General features: G+C 47.2%; 13 protein-coding genes. 6 read left to right on the top strand and 7 right to left on the bottom strand.

Annotated elements, in window-relative coordinates:
* Positions 1-776: 776 nt before the first annotated feature.
* Both ACJJIO_RS10450 and ACJJIO_RS10445 read right to left on the bottom strand, forming a co-directional pair.
* Positions 777-911 (bottom strand): winged helix-turn-helix domain-containing protein, encoded by a 135-nt coding sequence (locus tag ACJJIO_RS10450; RefSeq protein ID WP_444910940.1) that lies wholly within the window; start codon positions 909-911, stop codon positions 777-779.
* A gap of 39 nt (positions 912-950) precedes the next feature.
* On the bottom strand, positions 951-1,184 hold the full coding sequence (locus tag ACJJIO_RS10445; RefSeq protein WP_444910939.1) for a hypothetical protein: 234 nt from the start codon (positions 1,182-1,184) through the stop codon (positions 951-953).
* A 403-nt stretch (positions 1,185-1,587) separates the two neighbouring features.
* On the opposite strand from ACJJIO_RS10445, the gene ACJJIO_RS10440 reads away from it, so the two are divergent.
* On the top strand, positions 1,588-2,427 hold the full coding sequence (locus ACJJIO_RS10440; protein WP_444910938.1) for a hypothetical protein: 840 nt from the start codon (positions 1,588-1,590) through the stop codon (positions 2,425-2,427).
* A gap of 515 nt (positions 2,428-2,942) precedes the next feature.
* Here ACJJIO_RS10440 and ACJJIO_RS10435 read toward each other — a convergent pair.
* The 5 genes from ACJJIO_RS10435 to ACJJIO_RS10415 form a co-directional block, all read right to left on the bottom strand.
* Positions 2,943-3,506 carry a TFIIB-type zinc ribbon-containing protein gene (locus ACJJIO_RS10435; RefSeq protein WP_444910937.1) on the bottom strand — a complete coding sequence of 188 codons (564 nt, stop codon included), beginning with the start codon at positions 3,504-3,506 and terminating at the stop codon, positions 2,943-2,945.
* Positions 3,507-3,634: 128 nt separating this feature from the next.
* Entirely contained in the window at positions 3,635-5,344 is a 1,710-nt protein-coding gene (locus ACJJIO_RS10430; protein ID WP_444891647.1) for a flotillin family protein, read from the bottom strand.
* Entirely contained in the window at positions 5,345-5,998 is a 654-nt protein-coding gene (locus ACJJIO_RS10425) for a YqiJ family protein (RefSeq protein ID WP_444910936.1), read from the bottom strand.
* Positions 5,998-6,726 carry a PspA/IM30 family protein gene (locus ACJJIO_RS10420; RefSeq protein ID WP_444910935.1) on the bottom strand — a complete coding sequence of 243 codons (729 nt, stop codon included), beginning with the start codon at positions 6,724-6,726 and terminating at the stop codon, positions 5,998-6,000. The genes ACJJIO_RS10425 and ACJJIO_RS10420 overlap by 1 nt, the downstream gene beginning before the upstream one ends.
* A gap of 100 nt (positions 6,727-6,826) precedes the next feature.
* Complete coding sequence (locus ACJJIO_RS10415; protein WP_444910934.1) at positions 6,827-7,282, bottom strand: hypothetical protein; 456 nt, start codon at positions 7,280-7,282, stop codon at positions 6,827-6,829.
* A gap of 296 nt (positions 7,283-7,578) precedes the next feature.
* Here ACJJIO_RS10415 and ACJJIO_RS10410 point away from each other — a divergent pair, with 296 nt between their 5' ends.
* The 5 genes from ACJJIO_RS10410 (at position 7,579) to ACJJIO_RS10390 (ending at position 14,757) form a co-directional block, all read left to right on the top strand.
* Entirely contained in the window at positions 7,579-8,961 is a 1,383-nt protein-coding gene (locus ACJJIO_RS10410) for a nicotinate phosphoribosyltransferase (RefSeq protein WP_444910933.1), read from the top strand.
* A 208-nt stretch (positions 8,962-9,169) separates the two neighbouring features.
* Positions 9,170-10,801: a TldD/PmbA family protein gene (locus ACJJIO_RS10405; RefSeq protein WP_444910932.1), complete on the top strand. Its 1,632-nt coding sequence runs from the start codon at positions 9,170-9,172 to the stop codon at positions 10,799-10,801.
* A 35-nt stretch (positions 10,802-10,836) separates the two neighbouring features.
* Positions 10,837-12,168, top strand: coding sequence for a TldD/PmbA family protein (locus tag ACJJIO_RS10400; RefSeq protein WP_444883341.1), 1,332 nt, complete (start codon positions 10,837-10,839; stop codon positions 12,166-12,168).
* 27 nt (positions 12,169-12,195) lie between these two features.
* Positions 12,196-13,827 (top strand): TldD/PmbA family protein, encoded by a 1,632-nt coding sequence (locus ACJJIO_RS10395; RefSeq protein ID WP_252084063.1) that lies wholly within the window; start codon positions 12,196-12,198, stop codon positions 13,825-13,827.
* Positions 13,828-14,031: 204 nt separating this feature from the next.
* Positions 14,032-14,757 carry a DUF4159 domain-containing protein gene (locus ACJJIO_RS10390; protein WP_282930459.1) on the top strand — a complete coding sequence of 242 codons (726 nt, stop codon included), beginning with the start codon at positions 14,032-14,034 and terminating at the stop codon, positions 14,755-14,757.

Here is a 14,757-nt window from a genome sequence, read left to right as displayed (position 1 = left end):
TGATGCGCCATTTCAATTAGCGACTTAAATAGCACATAAACATCAACTACTCAGCTAAAGGAAACAAAAATGAATCATGCTCCCAGAGTAACATCACTACAAAACTGGTAATTATCGCTCGGCAGAATAAGGATCTTCCGCGGTCAAATAGGCAAGAATATCTGCTTTCTTTTCTTGGGAATGTAACCACTCTCGAATTTCTTTTACTTTGTCATATAGCTCTTCGCCAAATCTGCTTCTATAAACCTCAGAAAAAGTCTCTTGTGCCCTAGTATGCCTAACCTTTTTCTGCCACTCATGGGTAACCAATGAGTTCAAAGAAGCAGCAAGCCCCTCAGCTCTCAGAAGCTCCCACTCTCCTTTATCCAGCCAAATACCACCAACTGTCGGGCTATAATCTAAACGGTGTTCACTAGCCGCAGTAATTTTTTATTTCTGCATAATCATGCCAGATGCCGGACATAAAATAGTTTTTTGGTACATTAAACCACTACTTCGTTCAGCACATCTTAGTTATTATCCCGGCAGGAATATAGACTGGATTAGGTGCCGGTAAATATAGAACTGGATAGAATTCCTTTATCTAATTTACTCGAAATTTCAACCAAGCTCTCACCACTTTTGCATGAAGCGCGTTTAACGTTAAGTTGAATAACAGGTATTCGTCCTTTAGAGGCATATCCTCACCCATACTGACAATGGGAGTTAATTACCCTACTCGATATCAGTCTATTCCTTTTTCGCCATATTCTGAATTTTGGATACTCCGCCTACAACTAAGATATTTTCTGAACTGGGCACTGCTCATAAGCACTTTTTAGAGGTGTTTGTAGTGTGAATCCCTTGTGAGTTAGTAGATCACCGATAGCTCTGATATCGATTTTAATCTTAAATTTTTTCTTGATCAGCATCTAAAGATGCTTATCTCGTTCAGAGTGAATAAGTCATCTTTATTTGATCTGGGTGTCTATGGATAATCGATTGCTTGATGATCCTCTCCTATTCTTCAGTGAGTAAGGAGCCCGTTCCAGGCTTTTGGCCAGGAGTTTTTGCTGAAATTTCTTTAGCACCATGAGCAAAATACGCTCGATACCATTTTCAATGATTTCAAAATAGACACTAACATTGTCGGCAACTTCTTTATGCGAGGAGTCATGTTGCCTAACCAAATGTCTTGCTTGCATTTTTCTTCTTTAGTAGAAACATAAAGAGTATGTGTGTATCTTCTTTTTCATACCCACACCACAAAATCACTAGATATCCGTCAGATTAACATTACTTGATACCAAGCATTCCTAAAGCCTACTTTTAAAAGAGATCTTAACGATCAAAATTAATCTCAACTTCTAAACATTAGAGGTATCGCTCCTCTTTACCATATAGTTTTTCAACAACCCCAAAATTATTCACTAAAAGAAGTTCTACTAAACTATTGATTAATATTATTTTTTTCTTATAATTTTGAGTATTCTAAGTTATTCAACATGCTGCTGGTTAGCACTCACTCCTGAAGTATAGAATCGTCGCGTAATTCAGGATATCGAATATAAAATCTCAAACTTAAGAAAAAAATTCCAAGGATAAGGTATGCATTGCTCTGGCTGCGGTAAAGACATTCCATTTTCCGGAGAGGTTTGCCCTTACTGTAATCGATCTAAATCTTACGACAAAAAATATCTATCATTAGCCCCATTTTTAGCACTTGTATTCGCACTTTTTGGTTATGGGTTGTTTGATTGGTGGGGTGTCATCATCGGGTTGATTGCTGGATACGTGTGTCCTGCATTTATCATAAGTGATAATGATAGTAACGGCCCCCATGAAAACCTTTCTCTGGAGAACTCAAAACGCGAACAAGTCTCATTGACATATGAAAAATCGAGGACAAGAAATGCTCACAAGGAGAGAAAATTAAAAACTTCTAACACAGGAGCTCACAAAGGAAGTCGCCGCAAGCTAGGCCAAAGAACAAATAAAAATAAGACATTAGAAGAGAAAGATATAAACTTAAATTATGATTCTGATTTAATTCACGTAGACCATATACTTGCAAGTGAAATCGACCGTGATGAAGAAGAACAAATAAAGATTTTTAAATTTCAACTTCAAGTAACCAATATAACAAATATTAACCTGAATGATCTAACCGTAGATATTGATTTTTATGGTAATGGTGAATTTTCAGGCCCAGAAAATTATCCAAGGCAAGAAACTCTCGCCCCTGATGAAACACACTTTTTCTCAACCTACATGAAATTCCCAATAAATACGGAAGTAATAGATTTGGATATTTCAGTTAAAAAGCAAAAAGAAATTAAGGATGATCATTCTGAACTGCCATTATTCGCTTGGATATTCATGTATATAGGTCTGTTTTATACTTTATTTAAAGGTTTTCACATTATCTTCGATTTACCCTTTAATTGATTTCATAATCTGCCAGAAAGCCGAGTATTTAGCACCATAGTAGGTATTACATATCAGTAATTTTCATTTTAAAAATGACCTAGATCAGGCTCCCGGTTCAGGTTGGGGTTAAGCTAAAATGGTTGAAACCAATACCCTTTGCCCCCAAATAGAGTAGAGATCTAAAATATATTGCTATTAATCCGGCGAGAATATGATTGAGTTTACTATACTTTATATTTGATCTTATTATGCTGAAAACAGCCAGTGACTCGTTAAGATGTTTTCTTACAATAGCTATATATACTCTATAATTTTTTCTTAAGCTATTTAGCATTGCTGTGGATATCAATCTTTAGATTATAATCAAAATATTAATCTGGGTTGAACTCTAGAAAATATGAAGGTAAAAAGAATACTTCTATTCACTTGGACTGAACTATTTCAACTAAAAAATAATTTTTCAGAGCACTCCTAATTCGCCAAGGGAAGAAGAATATATTATTCCCAGAATTAAAATACTCTACAAATAGCAATTATCGTTCGGCAGAATAAGGATCTTTCGCGGTCAAATAGGCAAAAATATCTGCTTTCTTTTCTTGGGAATGTAACCACTCTCGAATTTCTTTTACTTTGTCATATAGTTCTTCGCCAAATCTGCTTCTATAAACCTCAGAAAAAGTCTCTTGTGCCCTAGTATCCCTAACCTTTTTCTGCCACTCATGGGTAACCAATGAGTTCAAAGAAGCAGCAAGCCCCTCAGCTCTCAGAAGCTCCCACTCTCCCTTATCCAGCCAAATACCACCAACTGTAGGGCTATAATCTAAACGGTGTTCACTAGCCGCAGTAACTTTTAACTTCTGCATGATCATGCCTGTTACCGGACATAAAATAGCTTTCTTGGTATCTTCAGCCACGATTTCATTTAGCACAGCTATATTATCGGAAAACTTATACTCGGGATTTTTTCTTTTCCAAGTCAGATAGTCTTCAACCAGAATCCAGTTCCCACCACAACTTGAGCAGGTATGTGCACGAAACAACTGCTCAATGACAACTGGTTTGAGCACACCTTTTTTACAACTGGTACAGCGTTTCATAATTTCTTTTCCATAAAAAATAACCCAGATCTTTTTTAAAGACCTGGGTTGCGAGATTAGAGTTTTTATCAGATAAGTAACTAGTAAATAAAACTCGAATATCGTTTATCTACCAAATCTGAAAAATATTAACTCTCTGTCTCAACGGGTTTACTTAAGTTGCCAACACCCGCTTCTTTCAAGAGAGAATCCACTAAGGGGGCCATCGCACGGTGCTTCAGAGCACTGCCGACTAAAGCTTCCGGCAGGCTTTGGCCTTTAGCTTCCGACTCTCCATCCAGAATTCCACTGGAGGCACGACCATCCACACCATTTAAACCTTCGACAGAAATAATTTTCATGCCATCAATACTTTCCATCGGTTTAACACTTTCACGGATAATATTGGGCAGATTCTCATGCAGGCTCAGCACCTTCTTCAATGCAATCTGAGCTTCACTGAGACTGTTGTATGCCTCGTTCATCAGACGCTGACCTTCAGCATCCACGGCGTATTTCTCGCGATCTGCTTCAACCTTAATACGAATTGCCTCTGCCTCTGCAGAAGCCTGCAGGCGAAGTGCTTCGGCTTTATCTTCTGCAGCTGACTTCTCCGCTTCGGCCATTACTTTAATACCGGTAGCCTGACGCTCAGCCACTTTCTGGGCTTCGATAATCTCAATGCGCTTATCACGCTCTGCCACTTCTACGTCCTTGGCAGTGCGCACCTGCTCCTCCGCTTTTACCGCTTCAGCCAGTGCAACGTTGGCCTGCTGGTCTGCCTGGGACTGCTCTTTGGATTTTTCCGCAACGGCAATTGCCCGCTCTTGCTCCGCAATCTCTACAGATTTCTCTTTGGAGATACGCTGCTCATCGAGAATACGCTCGCGCTCAATTTCCTGCTCTTTCAGGCGGCGCTCCTTTTCAATCTCCAACAGTTTAGTCGCCTGCTCTGCAGCAATCTGGGATTGGCTAACTTCACGCTGGGCTTCAATTTCTGCCTGACGCGCAGCCCTGTCTTGTGCGGCCAGTTCACGAGCAATATCAGCTTTTTGTGCGGCTTCGCGATTTTCCAACTCGCGCTGTTGCTCCAAATGGGCGTAACGTTTTTCTTTATCGATTTCCAGTTTCTGGCGCTCGGCTTCGAGGTTTTTCTTCTCGATCTGCACCATAGTTTCCTGTTCGACGTCGTTCACTTCCTTGCGGCGCGCTTCAATAGAGCGGGTCATGCTGGCAAGGCCTTCGGCATCGAAGACATTATCCTGGTTAAAAAACTCTTTGTGGGTCTGGTCCAGACCGGTCAAAGAGACAGACTCCAGTTCCAGTCCATTCTTTAATAGATCCTCGGAAACTACTTGTTGTACTTTTTGCACAAACTGGCTGCGTTGCTCGTGTAATTCTGCCATTTCCATTTCGGCAGCCACAGAGCGTAGTGCGTCAACAAATTTACCCTCAATCATTTCCTTCAAGGCTTCGGGGTCCAGAGTGCGTAGGCCCAAAGTCTGTGCCGCATTGGCAATCGCCTCGGCATCGGGCTTCACGCGCAAATAGAATTCCGCGAGTACATCGACACGCATACGATCTTTGGTAATCAGCGCCTGGTGCTCTTTACGGGATACCGCAAGGCGCAGGGTATTCATATTTACCGGAATAATTTCGTGCAACACCGGTAATACCAGTGCACCACCATTCATAATGACTTTTTGCCCACCCATACCGGTACGCACAAAAGAACGCTCTTTAGAGGCACGGGTATAAAGCCTTGCAAAAATAGTCCCAATAACAATCAGGGCCACTAATATAGCCCCGGCAATAAATACCATAATCGGAAGGTTTCCTATCACTGCTAGATTCTCCATTTAGTTATTCTCCATAAGATGTATACTGCTGGGGCGAGTTACTCGAAAATGTGCTCCCAGCTCTTCAACCAGTAACACCTTATCCCCCTGATTAAATATTTCACTCTCATCCGGCTCCACCATTACATAGTGTGTGGTTCCGTATTCATCACTAAAACGCGCCTCTGCCGGTGAACCGGCTTCTGCTCTGCCGATCGTAATAATCGCTACACGGCCAATAAAGGAGTTTCTCTCAACCGCCTCAGATTCATCACCCACGGCAAAGCGTCGCATAATATTGCCAACAAAACGTACCTGGGGGAGAGCCAGGAAAAGGACTCCGACAGCAAGTAAACCACCCGGCAATAGATACCCAAAGAATGACTCCATGAGCATTTGGATTAATAAGCCCGTTACTCCAAAACCAACCAAAAAAGTAACTAACAGGATAAGTGCAGGCACTTCCCCAAAGCGTAACCATCCGAGTAGTTTAGTCATCCCCCCTGATAACCCTGTGTCTGGTACGTCAACATTAAAATCTGGTAGTACGTTATCCAGTAAGTCTGAAATACCAACACCAATCAATGTCATCACGCCTTCAAGAAGCGCTATCATAAACATTAAAAATAGCGCGCCAGTGAAGATCAGGTTTTGATCTTGCAACAAAAATATCATCAGCCCCCCGATTTAATTTTGGCTAAACGTTCTTTCACACGATTATTTCGTGCAAACTCCTCAAGCTCTGCTAACTTACTGGCATCTATTTCGGAATCAAATGTCGATATAGCTGTACTACCTATTGCTCGATTAAATGCATCTGTAGCTTGTTCTACCTGGGCTTTCGACTTTCTATCCCTACCATATTCATCAGTAACAACGCTACCTCTTGCATTTTTATTGACTGCAATAAATTCCTGTAATTGCTCACGCATTTCACGCTTCTTACCTTGCAGAGCAAGAATATAAGAACCTAGTTCCTTTATTTCTATCTCATTTTCACTGATCGCTTTCTCTAAAATTGGAAGCTGCACCTCAATATCCATTTGCTTGGCGATGGCGACTTCAGCCAAATCATCACGACCTTCATTTACAGCGATGGTAATTTGTTCAGCTAAACGTTTATGACGTGTTTTTTCTTCGTTTAACGTTCTACTATTTAGATATTTAGATGCTTCTGCTTTCCCTAGCTGATCTCGCACATCCTTAATCGCATCATCCACATCCCGGATTGCCTGTTCCATCACTGACTCTGGCGCAGCAGCTTCAACTGAGTCCACAACTGCATTCGCTGACACAGAGATTAAGCGTGAAATGCGCTTAATTAATCCTTCTCTCAAAATTTTCTTTCCTTTTATTATTTCAATTTTCACCAAAGCCAGACCAAGTCCCTCAAAATCTGACAAACTTTATTAAGTACTTACCACAACAGGCTGCTAAATTACCGCTTTTTTTCAACAGTAATTCTGCCGCTTGCTTAACCATAAAGCCCATTTGCGCAGATACTTATTCCGCAGTTTCACTTTCAAGGCGTTCACGAATTCTCACGGCGGAATCACAGTGAATGCTGCGTGGACTGCTCTGTTGTGACAACAGCAACATTTTTTCCAGGAAAGCCTCGACACTTGGCAACAAGTCTTTCTCCAATTCCGGTGCCATTGGCTCTTTACCGGCCACATTTTGGATAATGGCGGCACCTTCTGTGAGCAAGTCCATTACCGCCTCAATCAACAGACTCCGCTGGTTTTCCTCCAGATAACGAGCCTTCAACGGCAGCATGGCCTCTGCAGAGGAGAGATAGCTGCGGGAAAGACAATCCCCGCCAATAGACTCTCTCGCCATTGCAATAATTTCGCGTACTTTTTCACTTTGGGTGACCGCCCCATTGCGATCAATCGACATCAAATATGCATAATCTTCCGCCGATAGGCGTGCCGATATAGATTGTGTTTTATTGAGCATAATGATCCCTTGCTTGCCATGTATACAAAAGTACACACCACTATGTGTAGGGTCAATTAAAACTCGCATGACCTATTGGTACGACAGAACCAGCCGGTGTGGAAAAATAATCTTTTGTTGATTGTGCTATCTATAATTCAGGGGATTTTTGTAAGGAATTGTTCTGATTACCGCCAGTTGTTTTAAATTACACATCCTTACAGGGATAAATTCCCGCAAAAATATTTTTGATTTTCACACCCAGAAACAGGCTTTTGGCGACACACCCATAGTTCCATCGCCAACTGACGGATGTAATGTCGATAGAAAACCTGATTCTCAATGTCGATAGCTATAAAGCCAGCCACTACCTGCAATATCCACCAGGTACGGAATTTATTAGCAGCTATATCGAGTGCCGCGGCGGGGAACTTTCTGAAACGGTATTTTTTGGTTTACAAGCTTTTATTAAACAGTACCTACAAAGACCTATCACATTTGCCAATATCGAAGAGGCAGGAAAGCTACTCAAGGCCCACGGTTTGCCCTTTAATCGCGCGGGCTGGGAACATATCGTCAGTAAACATCGAGGGCTGCTGCCTTTAGAGATTTGTGCTGTAGAGGAAGGAGGCATTATTCCTTTACACAATGTTATGGCACAAATTGTTAACACCTGCCCATCCTGTTTCTGGTTGACCAGTTATCTTGAGACCGCACTGGTACGCGCTCTCTGGTATCCGTGTACTGTCGCCACACAGAGTCGGGAAATCAAAAAAATCATTGCACATTATTTACAGCAAACGGCCGACAGCCAAAAGAGTCTCCCCTTTCAATTACACGATTTCGGTGCGCGTGGGGCCAGTAGCTTGGAAAGTGCCACGTTGGGCGGTATGGCTCATCTAGTGAATTTTTACGGAACAGATACTCTCTCAGGAATATTAGGTGCGAGAAATTTTTACCATGCCGATATGCCTGGATTTTCTATTCCGGCTGCGGAGCATAGCACCATTACCGCCTGGGGCCGGGATGGGGAAGCATTGGCCTATCAGAACATTCTGCAACATTTTTCCGGAAAAAATAAAACCGTTGCTGTGGTCAGTGATAGCTATGATTTATGGCATGCAGTGGAAAATATCTGGGGTGGCCAATTAAAAAACACGATTCAAACCAGTGGTGGGACCTTGGTTATCCGCCCAGACTCCGGCAACCCTGTACAGATTGTTGTCGAGTGTATAGAGCGATTGATGCATATATTTGGGGCTCACACCAACAGCAAAGGTTACCGTGTTTTGCCTGAGTATATTCGTGTTATCCAAGGAGATAGCATCTCTCGCTTCACTATCCCCAAAATACTGCAGGCAATGCAGAAGCATAAGCAGAGTGCCGAGAATGTCGCTTTCGGTATGGGCGGCGGACTGCTGCAAAAAGTCGACAGGGACTTAATGAGCTTTGCCATGAAAGCCAGTGCTATTCGCATCAACGGTATCTGGCGAGACATCTACAAGGACCCGCGCACAGGGCCAGAGAAAAAATCCAAGCGCGGACGCCTGGCCCTGATTCAATGCGAGAATGGCGACTTCAGAACCATTCGTCTGGAGGATGTAAATCAATACAAGAACTTTCTGAGACCAGTGTTTCGTAACGGCAATTTGCTTATAGAAACGACTTTTGCTGAGGTGCGCCAGCGCGCAGCCCTTTAGCAACTTGATTCATCCCCCTCCTCTTTCCGTAACCATTTGCCCCTAGCAAACCTCATTTCACCGAACCAACACTTTACAAAAGCAATCATGGCCTGTTACCTGTATAGGTTTGTTGTCTGGACAAGGCGCCCGGCCGGGCCTCTTGTATGTATCGGGCACAATAACAATAAGCACACCCCCAAACGCTATGGGGGGATAAAGGTAGCCAATGGAAAGAAGAAAATTCCTCAAGATCGCCGGCGTCGGCTCTAGTGGTATTTTATTACCACTGCAGGGCATTCAGGTCAGCGCCGAGCAACTGCTCAATGAGGGCATGCACAGCTCTCACAAACGACACCTGGCAGATGTCGCCCTGAATACGGCGCGCAAAGCCGGTGCCAGTTATACCGATGTGCGCATCGGTCGCTATCTCAACCAGTACGTGATGACCCGCGAAACCAACGTGGAGAATATCGTCAATACGGAATCCCTCGGCGCCGGTATCCGCGTAATCGCCAATGGCACCTGGGGTTTCGCCGCCACCAACGATCTGACTGCCGATGGCGTTGCCCGCGCCGCACGCCAGGCGGTTGCCGTTGCCAAGGCCAACGCCAAATATCAGACCGAGCCAGTGCGCTTGGCACCGGTTAAAGGCGCAGGCGAGGTTTCCTGGCAGACACCGATCAAACAGAATGCCCTGCAGGTGCCCATCAGTGATAAAGTCGATTTCCTGATGGATGTTAACAATGGGGCACTTAAAGCCGGAGCCAGCTATATTCGCTCTTCCCTGTATTTAGTCAATGAGCAGAAATACTTTGCTTCCAGCGACGGCTCCTATATCGACCAGGATATCCACCGCCTGTGGGCGCCCATGCAGGTGACCGCTGTGGATAAGAAAAGTGGGGCCTTCAAAACGCGCAATGGCCTCAGCGATCCAGTGGGAAGGGGTTATGAATACCTGGCTGGTCACAACAAAGACAAAATTCGCGGACAGACCACGCTCTACAAAGCCTCCTACGATATGGCCGAGGATGCCGTGCTCGCGGCCGAGCAGGCCAAAGCCAAGCTATCGGCCAAATCCATCGATCCGGGCAAGTACGACTTGGTACTGGAACCCTCGCACCTATGCCTGACCATCCATGAATCTGTGGGCCACCCATTAGAACTGGACCGCGTGCTGGGCTACGAAGCCAACTATGCCGGAACTTCCTTCGCCACTCTCGATAAGTGGCGCAGCGGTAAATTCCAGTACGGCAGCGACAAAGTCACCCTGTTTGCCGACAAGGTACAACCGGGCTCCCTCGGTGCCGTCGCCTATGACGACGAAGGGGTTAAAACCAAGCGTTGGGATCTGGTGAAAGATGGCATCCTGGTGAACTACCAGGCCACTCGCGATCAGGTACATATGATCGACCAAAAGGAATCCCACGGCTGCAGCTACGGCGATAGCTGGTCCAGCGTGCAATTCCAGCGCATGCCCAATGTCTCCCTGGCTCCGGGAGAAAAGAAGTACTCAGCCAAAGACATGATCCGCGATGTGGAAAAAGGCATTTACATCGTCGGGCGCGGCTCCTACTCCATTGATCAGCAGCGCTACAACTTCCAGTTCGGCGGACAGCTGTTCTATGAGATCAAAAACGGTGAGATCGTCGGCCAGGTTGAGGACGTTGCCTACCAGTCCAACACGCAGGAATTCTGGAATTCCTGCTCGGCGATATGCGACAGCAGCGACTACCGCCTGGGCGGAACCTTCTTCGATGGTAAGGGCCAACCCAGCCAGGTAAGTGCGGTATCCCACGGCTGCTCCACCACCCGTTTTGACCAAATTAATGTAATCAATACCAAGCGCAAGATTTCCTGAAGGGCGCACAAGAATAAGTAATTGGAGAAAAGGCAATGGCAATTCTGAGTAGAAGTGAAGCGAAGCGTATTCTCGATAAGGTTTTGAAATACAGCCGCGCCGATGAAGCCAGCGCACAGCTGGCCGGCAGCGAGACCGGCAACATTCGCTATGCGCGCAACAGTGTTTCCACCAGTGGCATCGTCAACGATATCGAGCTGGCGGTAGAGGCCCGTTTCGGCAAGAAATCCGGTGTAGCCACCATCAACGAATTCAGCGATGCCTCCCTGGAAAAAGTGATGCGTCGCGCGGAAGAGCTGGCCAAGCTGTCCCCAGAAAATCCGGAAGCCATGCCGATGCTGGGCCCACAGAAATATGTCAGCGTAGACGGCTTTGCCAAGTCCACCGCAGATATCACCCCAGACCAACGCGCCAAGGCGGCCGCAGATTCCATTATTGCAGCCAAGGAAAAGAAGGTGGTTGCCGCAGGTTATCTGGAAGATGAGCGTTCTTTTGCCGCAGTCGCCACCAGCAAGGGCCTGTTCGGCTACCACGCCTCCACTTCCGCCAACTTCACCGTAACCATGCGCACAGAGAATGGCCTGGGTTCCGGCTGGGCTGAAAGTGATGTTACCGATTTCGGTGCCATGAATACCGGCAGCACTTCCTCTGTCGCCATCGACAAGGCGGTCCTGTCCCAGGAAGCCCGCGCTCTGGAGCCAGGCAAGTACACCGTGATTCTGGAGCCCAATGCGGTGTCCGGCCTGGTGGGTTACATGATGAGCGGCTTCGATGCGCGCAGTGCCGACGAAGGCCGCAGCTTTATGAGCAAAAAGGGCGGCGGCAACCGCACCGGCGAGAAGATGTTCGACAAGCGCGTAAATTTCTACTCCGATCCCACCAGCCTCGATGTGCCGGCCCAACCCTGGACCGACGGTGACTTTATGCAGCTGGGGCGCACCGAATGGGTGAAAGACGGCGTAGTGAAAAACCTGGCGCGCAGCCGCTACTGGGCCGAGCAAAGCAAAGGCGAAGTGGTCCCCGAGCCCAAAAACCTGATTATGATCGGCGGCGATAAAACCACCGAAGAACTGATCAAAAATACCCGCCGCGGTATTTTGGTATCCCGCACCTGGTATATCCGTATGGTCGATCCGCAGTCCATGCTGCTCACCGGCCTCACCCGCGACGGCACCTTCTATATCGAAAACGGCAAGATTAAATACCCGGTGAAGAACTTCCGCTTCAACGAGAGCCCGGTAATCATGCTCAACAATATCGAAGATATGGGCGTCCCCCAGCGAGTGGGTATGTGGGGCATGTCCGCCATGATTCCCGCACTGAAAGTACGCGACTTTACTTTCAGCAGCCTTTCTGACGCCGTTTAACCGCCAGCACCACTTGAGGATAACGAAATGGATAGAAGAAAATTTCTCCAGCTCAGCGGTGCCGGCCTGGGTGTTTCCATGTTGCCGCTGTCCGGCAATCTGGTGGCCGAGAGCAAACTGACCCAAAGCGGTATTGATCTCTCGGTAAAAAAAGAATTTGCCGATGTCGCCCTGAATACCGCCACTAAACTCGGCGCCACTTATGCCGATGTGCGTATTGGTCGCTACCTGAATCAATACGTAATCACCCGCGAGATGAAAGTGCAGGACGTGGTGAACACCGAATCTATCGGCATGGGCATTCGGGTTATTGCTAATGGCACCTGGGGCTTTGCTGCCACCAATGACCTGACCGCCGATGGCGTCGCCCGCGCCACCCGTCAGGCAGTAGCCACGGCCAAGGCCAACTCCAAGTACCAGCAGGAGCCAGTACAACTGGCCCCGGTGAAAGGTCATGGCGAAGTCAGCTGGCAGACACCGATCCAGAAAAACGCTATGCAGATCCCCCTGGCCGACAAGGTGGATCTGTTGATGGATGTAAACAAGTCTGCCCTGGATGCCGGCGCCAGCTATATCAACTCCATGTTGTACCTGGTGAATGAGCAAAAGTATTTTGCCTCTACCGATGGCTCCTATATCGACCAGGATGTTCACCGTTTGTGGGCGCCCTTCTCGGTCACCGCGGTGGACAAGAAAACCGGTGGCTTCCGCACGCGCCAGGGCCTTAGCCAGCCGGTAGGACGCGGCTTTGAATACCTGGATGGCCGCGCCGAAGACAAGATCCAAGCGCAGACGGTGCTCTATCGCGATTCCTACGATATGGCCGAAGACGCACGCCTGGCGGCGCAACAAGCCAAGGAAAAGCTCACGGCTAAATCGGTCAAACCAGGCAAGTACGACCTGGTCCTGGACCCAAGCCACCTTTGGCTCACCATCCATGAATCCGTCGGCCACCCGCTGGAGCTGGACCGCGTGCTCGGCTACGAGGCCAACTTTGCCGGCACCTCTTTCGCCACTATCGATAAATGGCGCAGCGGCAAATTCCAATACGGCAGTGACAAGGTCAATCTGTTTGCCGATAAGGTACAGCCCGGCTCTCTCGGTGCCGTCGGCTACGATGATGAAGGCGTGAAGACCCGCAACTGGGATCTGGTAAAAGACGGTGTGCTGGTGAACTACCAGGCCACCCGCGACCAGGTACATATGCTGGGGCAAAAGAAATCCCACGGCTGCTGCTACGCAGATAGTTGGTCCAGCGTGCAATTCCAGCGCATGTCCAATGTTTCGCTGTTGCCTGGCAAGGAGGAGCTGAGCGTCGACGATATGATCAAGGATGTGGAGAAAGGCATTTATATTGTGGGTGCCGGTTCCTTCTCCATTGATCAGCAGCGCTACAACTTCCAGTTTGGTGGACAGCTGTTCTACGAGATTGAAGACGGCAAGATTACCGGCATGGTGGAGGACGTCGCTTACCAGTCCAACACCCAGGAATTCTGGAATGCCTGTTCGCAAGTCTGCGACAAAGATGATTACCGCCTGGGTGGTTCCTTCTTTGACGGTAAGGGACAGCCGATGCAAACCAGTGCCGTGTCCCACGGTAGTTCCACTGCACGCTTCGACGGTATCAATGTGATTAACACCAAGCGCAAGCTGGGCTAATCACTGATCCACGCAGGGGTCAGGCCGGAAAACCGGTATGGCCCTAGCGTTATGATTAAAGGAAAGCAGGCACTTCACTCAAGACGCGCTGTGAATACGTCCCTGTACGCTCGTAATCGGCATCCATGCCTCATACGGTCTTGAGTGAAGTACCTACTTTCCTTTCTAGCTAACAATAAACCAACGCAGTAACAGAGTTATCCCGTGTCCCTCACCCGCAAGGCTTTTCTTCAGCGCCTGATCCTGGGTAGCTGCGCCGCAGCGCTGCCTCTGGGCACACGCGCACAAAATACAGCACCGGGTAGTGCACAGGAGCACTACGATTTTTATTTCACCCGCTTGATGTACGAATCCGGTGACTGGGATGTGGATCAGCGCATGCCCTCCAACCTGCTCAATTCACTGGTGGAATACACCAATCTCAGGGTTGATCCCAAAGAGCACATAGTGCCGCTGGCCGATAAGAAAATGCTGCTGGCGCCTTTCTGCTACCTGGCCGGACACAAGCTGGTGCAATTCACTACGGAAGAGGCAAAGAATTTTCGCGATTACGTCAATCGCGGTGGCTTTGTATTTGTTGACGACTGCAACCACGATATCGACGGTCTCTTTGCCAAATCCTTCGAAGCGCAAATGGCCGAGCTGTTTGGCGAAGACTGCCTGCAAAAACTCCCGGACAATCACGACCTCTACCGCTGTTTCTTTCAATTCGATGAATTGCCGGTAACCAGCTTTGAATTAAATGGCTGGGGTGATGATCTGGTACACGACTACCTGAAAGCCATTGTTGTAAACGGCCGTATCGCCGTGCTTTACAGCAACAAAGATTTCGGCTGCGAATGGGACTACGACTACCGCAACAAACGCTGGCTCGCCATCGATAACACAAAATTTGCGGTGAACATTGTTATTTACGCACTGACGAGCTGA

The sequence above is a fragment of the Microbulbifer mixtoriginis (SeqCode) genome, assembly GCF_052467235.1.
The sequence above is the reverse complement of the archived record's forward strand: the minus strand, read 5'-3'. Positions and strand labels throughout refer to the sequence as shown.

Coding starts and splice junctions, on each gene's coding strand:
- ACJJIO_RS10450 (WP_444910940.1), bottom strand. CDS start 911: ATGCTGATCAAGAAAAAATTTAAGATTAAAATCGATATCAGAGCTATC.
- ACJJIO_RS10445 (WP_444910939.1), bottom strand. CDS start 1,184: ATGCAAGCAAGACATTTGGTTAGGCAACATGACTCCTCGCATAAAGAA.
- ACJJIO_RS10440 (WP_444910938.1), top strand. CDS start 1,588: ATGCATTGCTCTGGCTGCGGTAAAGACATTCCATTTTCCGGAGAGGTT.
- ACJJIO_RS10435 (WP_444910937.1), bottom strand. CDS start 3,506: ATGAAACGCTGTACCAGTTGTAAAAAAGGTGTGCTCAAACCAGTTGTC.
- ACJJIO_RS10430 (WP_444891647.1), bottom strand. CDS start 5,344: ATGGAGAATCTAGCAGTGATAGGAAACCTTCCGATTATGGTATTTATT.
- ACJJIO_RS10425 (WP_444910936.1), bottom strand. CDS start 5,998: ATGATATTTTTGTTGCAAGATCAAAACCTGATCTTCACTGGCGCGCTA.
- ACJJIO_RS10415 (WP_444910934.1), bottom strand. CDS start 7,282: ATGCTCAATAAAACACAATCTATATCGGCACGCCTATCGGCGGAAGAT.
- ACJJIO_RS10410 (WP_444910933.1), top strand. CDS start 7,579: ATGTCGATAGAAAACCTGATTCTCAATGTCGATAGCTATAAAGCCAGC.
- ACJJIO_RS10405 (WP_444910932.1), top strand. CDS start 9,170: ATGGAAAGAAGAAAATTCCTCAAGATCGCCGGCGTCGGCTCTAGTGGT.
- ACJJIO_RS10400 (WP_444883341.1), top strand. CDS start 10,837: ATGGCAATTCTGAGTAGAAGTGAAGCGAAGCGTATTCTCGATAAGGTT.
- ACJJIO_RS10395 (WP_252084063.1), top strand. CDS start 12,196: ATGGATAGAAGAAAATTTCTCCAGCTCAGCGGTGCCGGCCTGGGTGTT.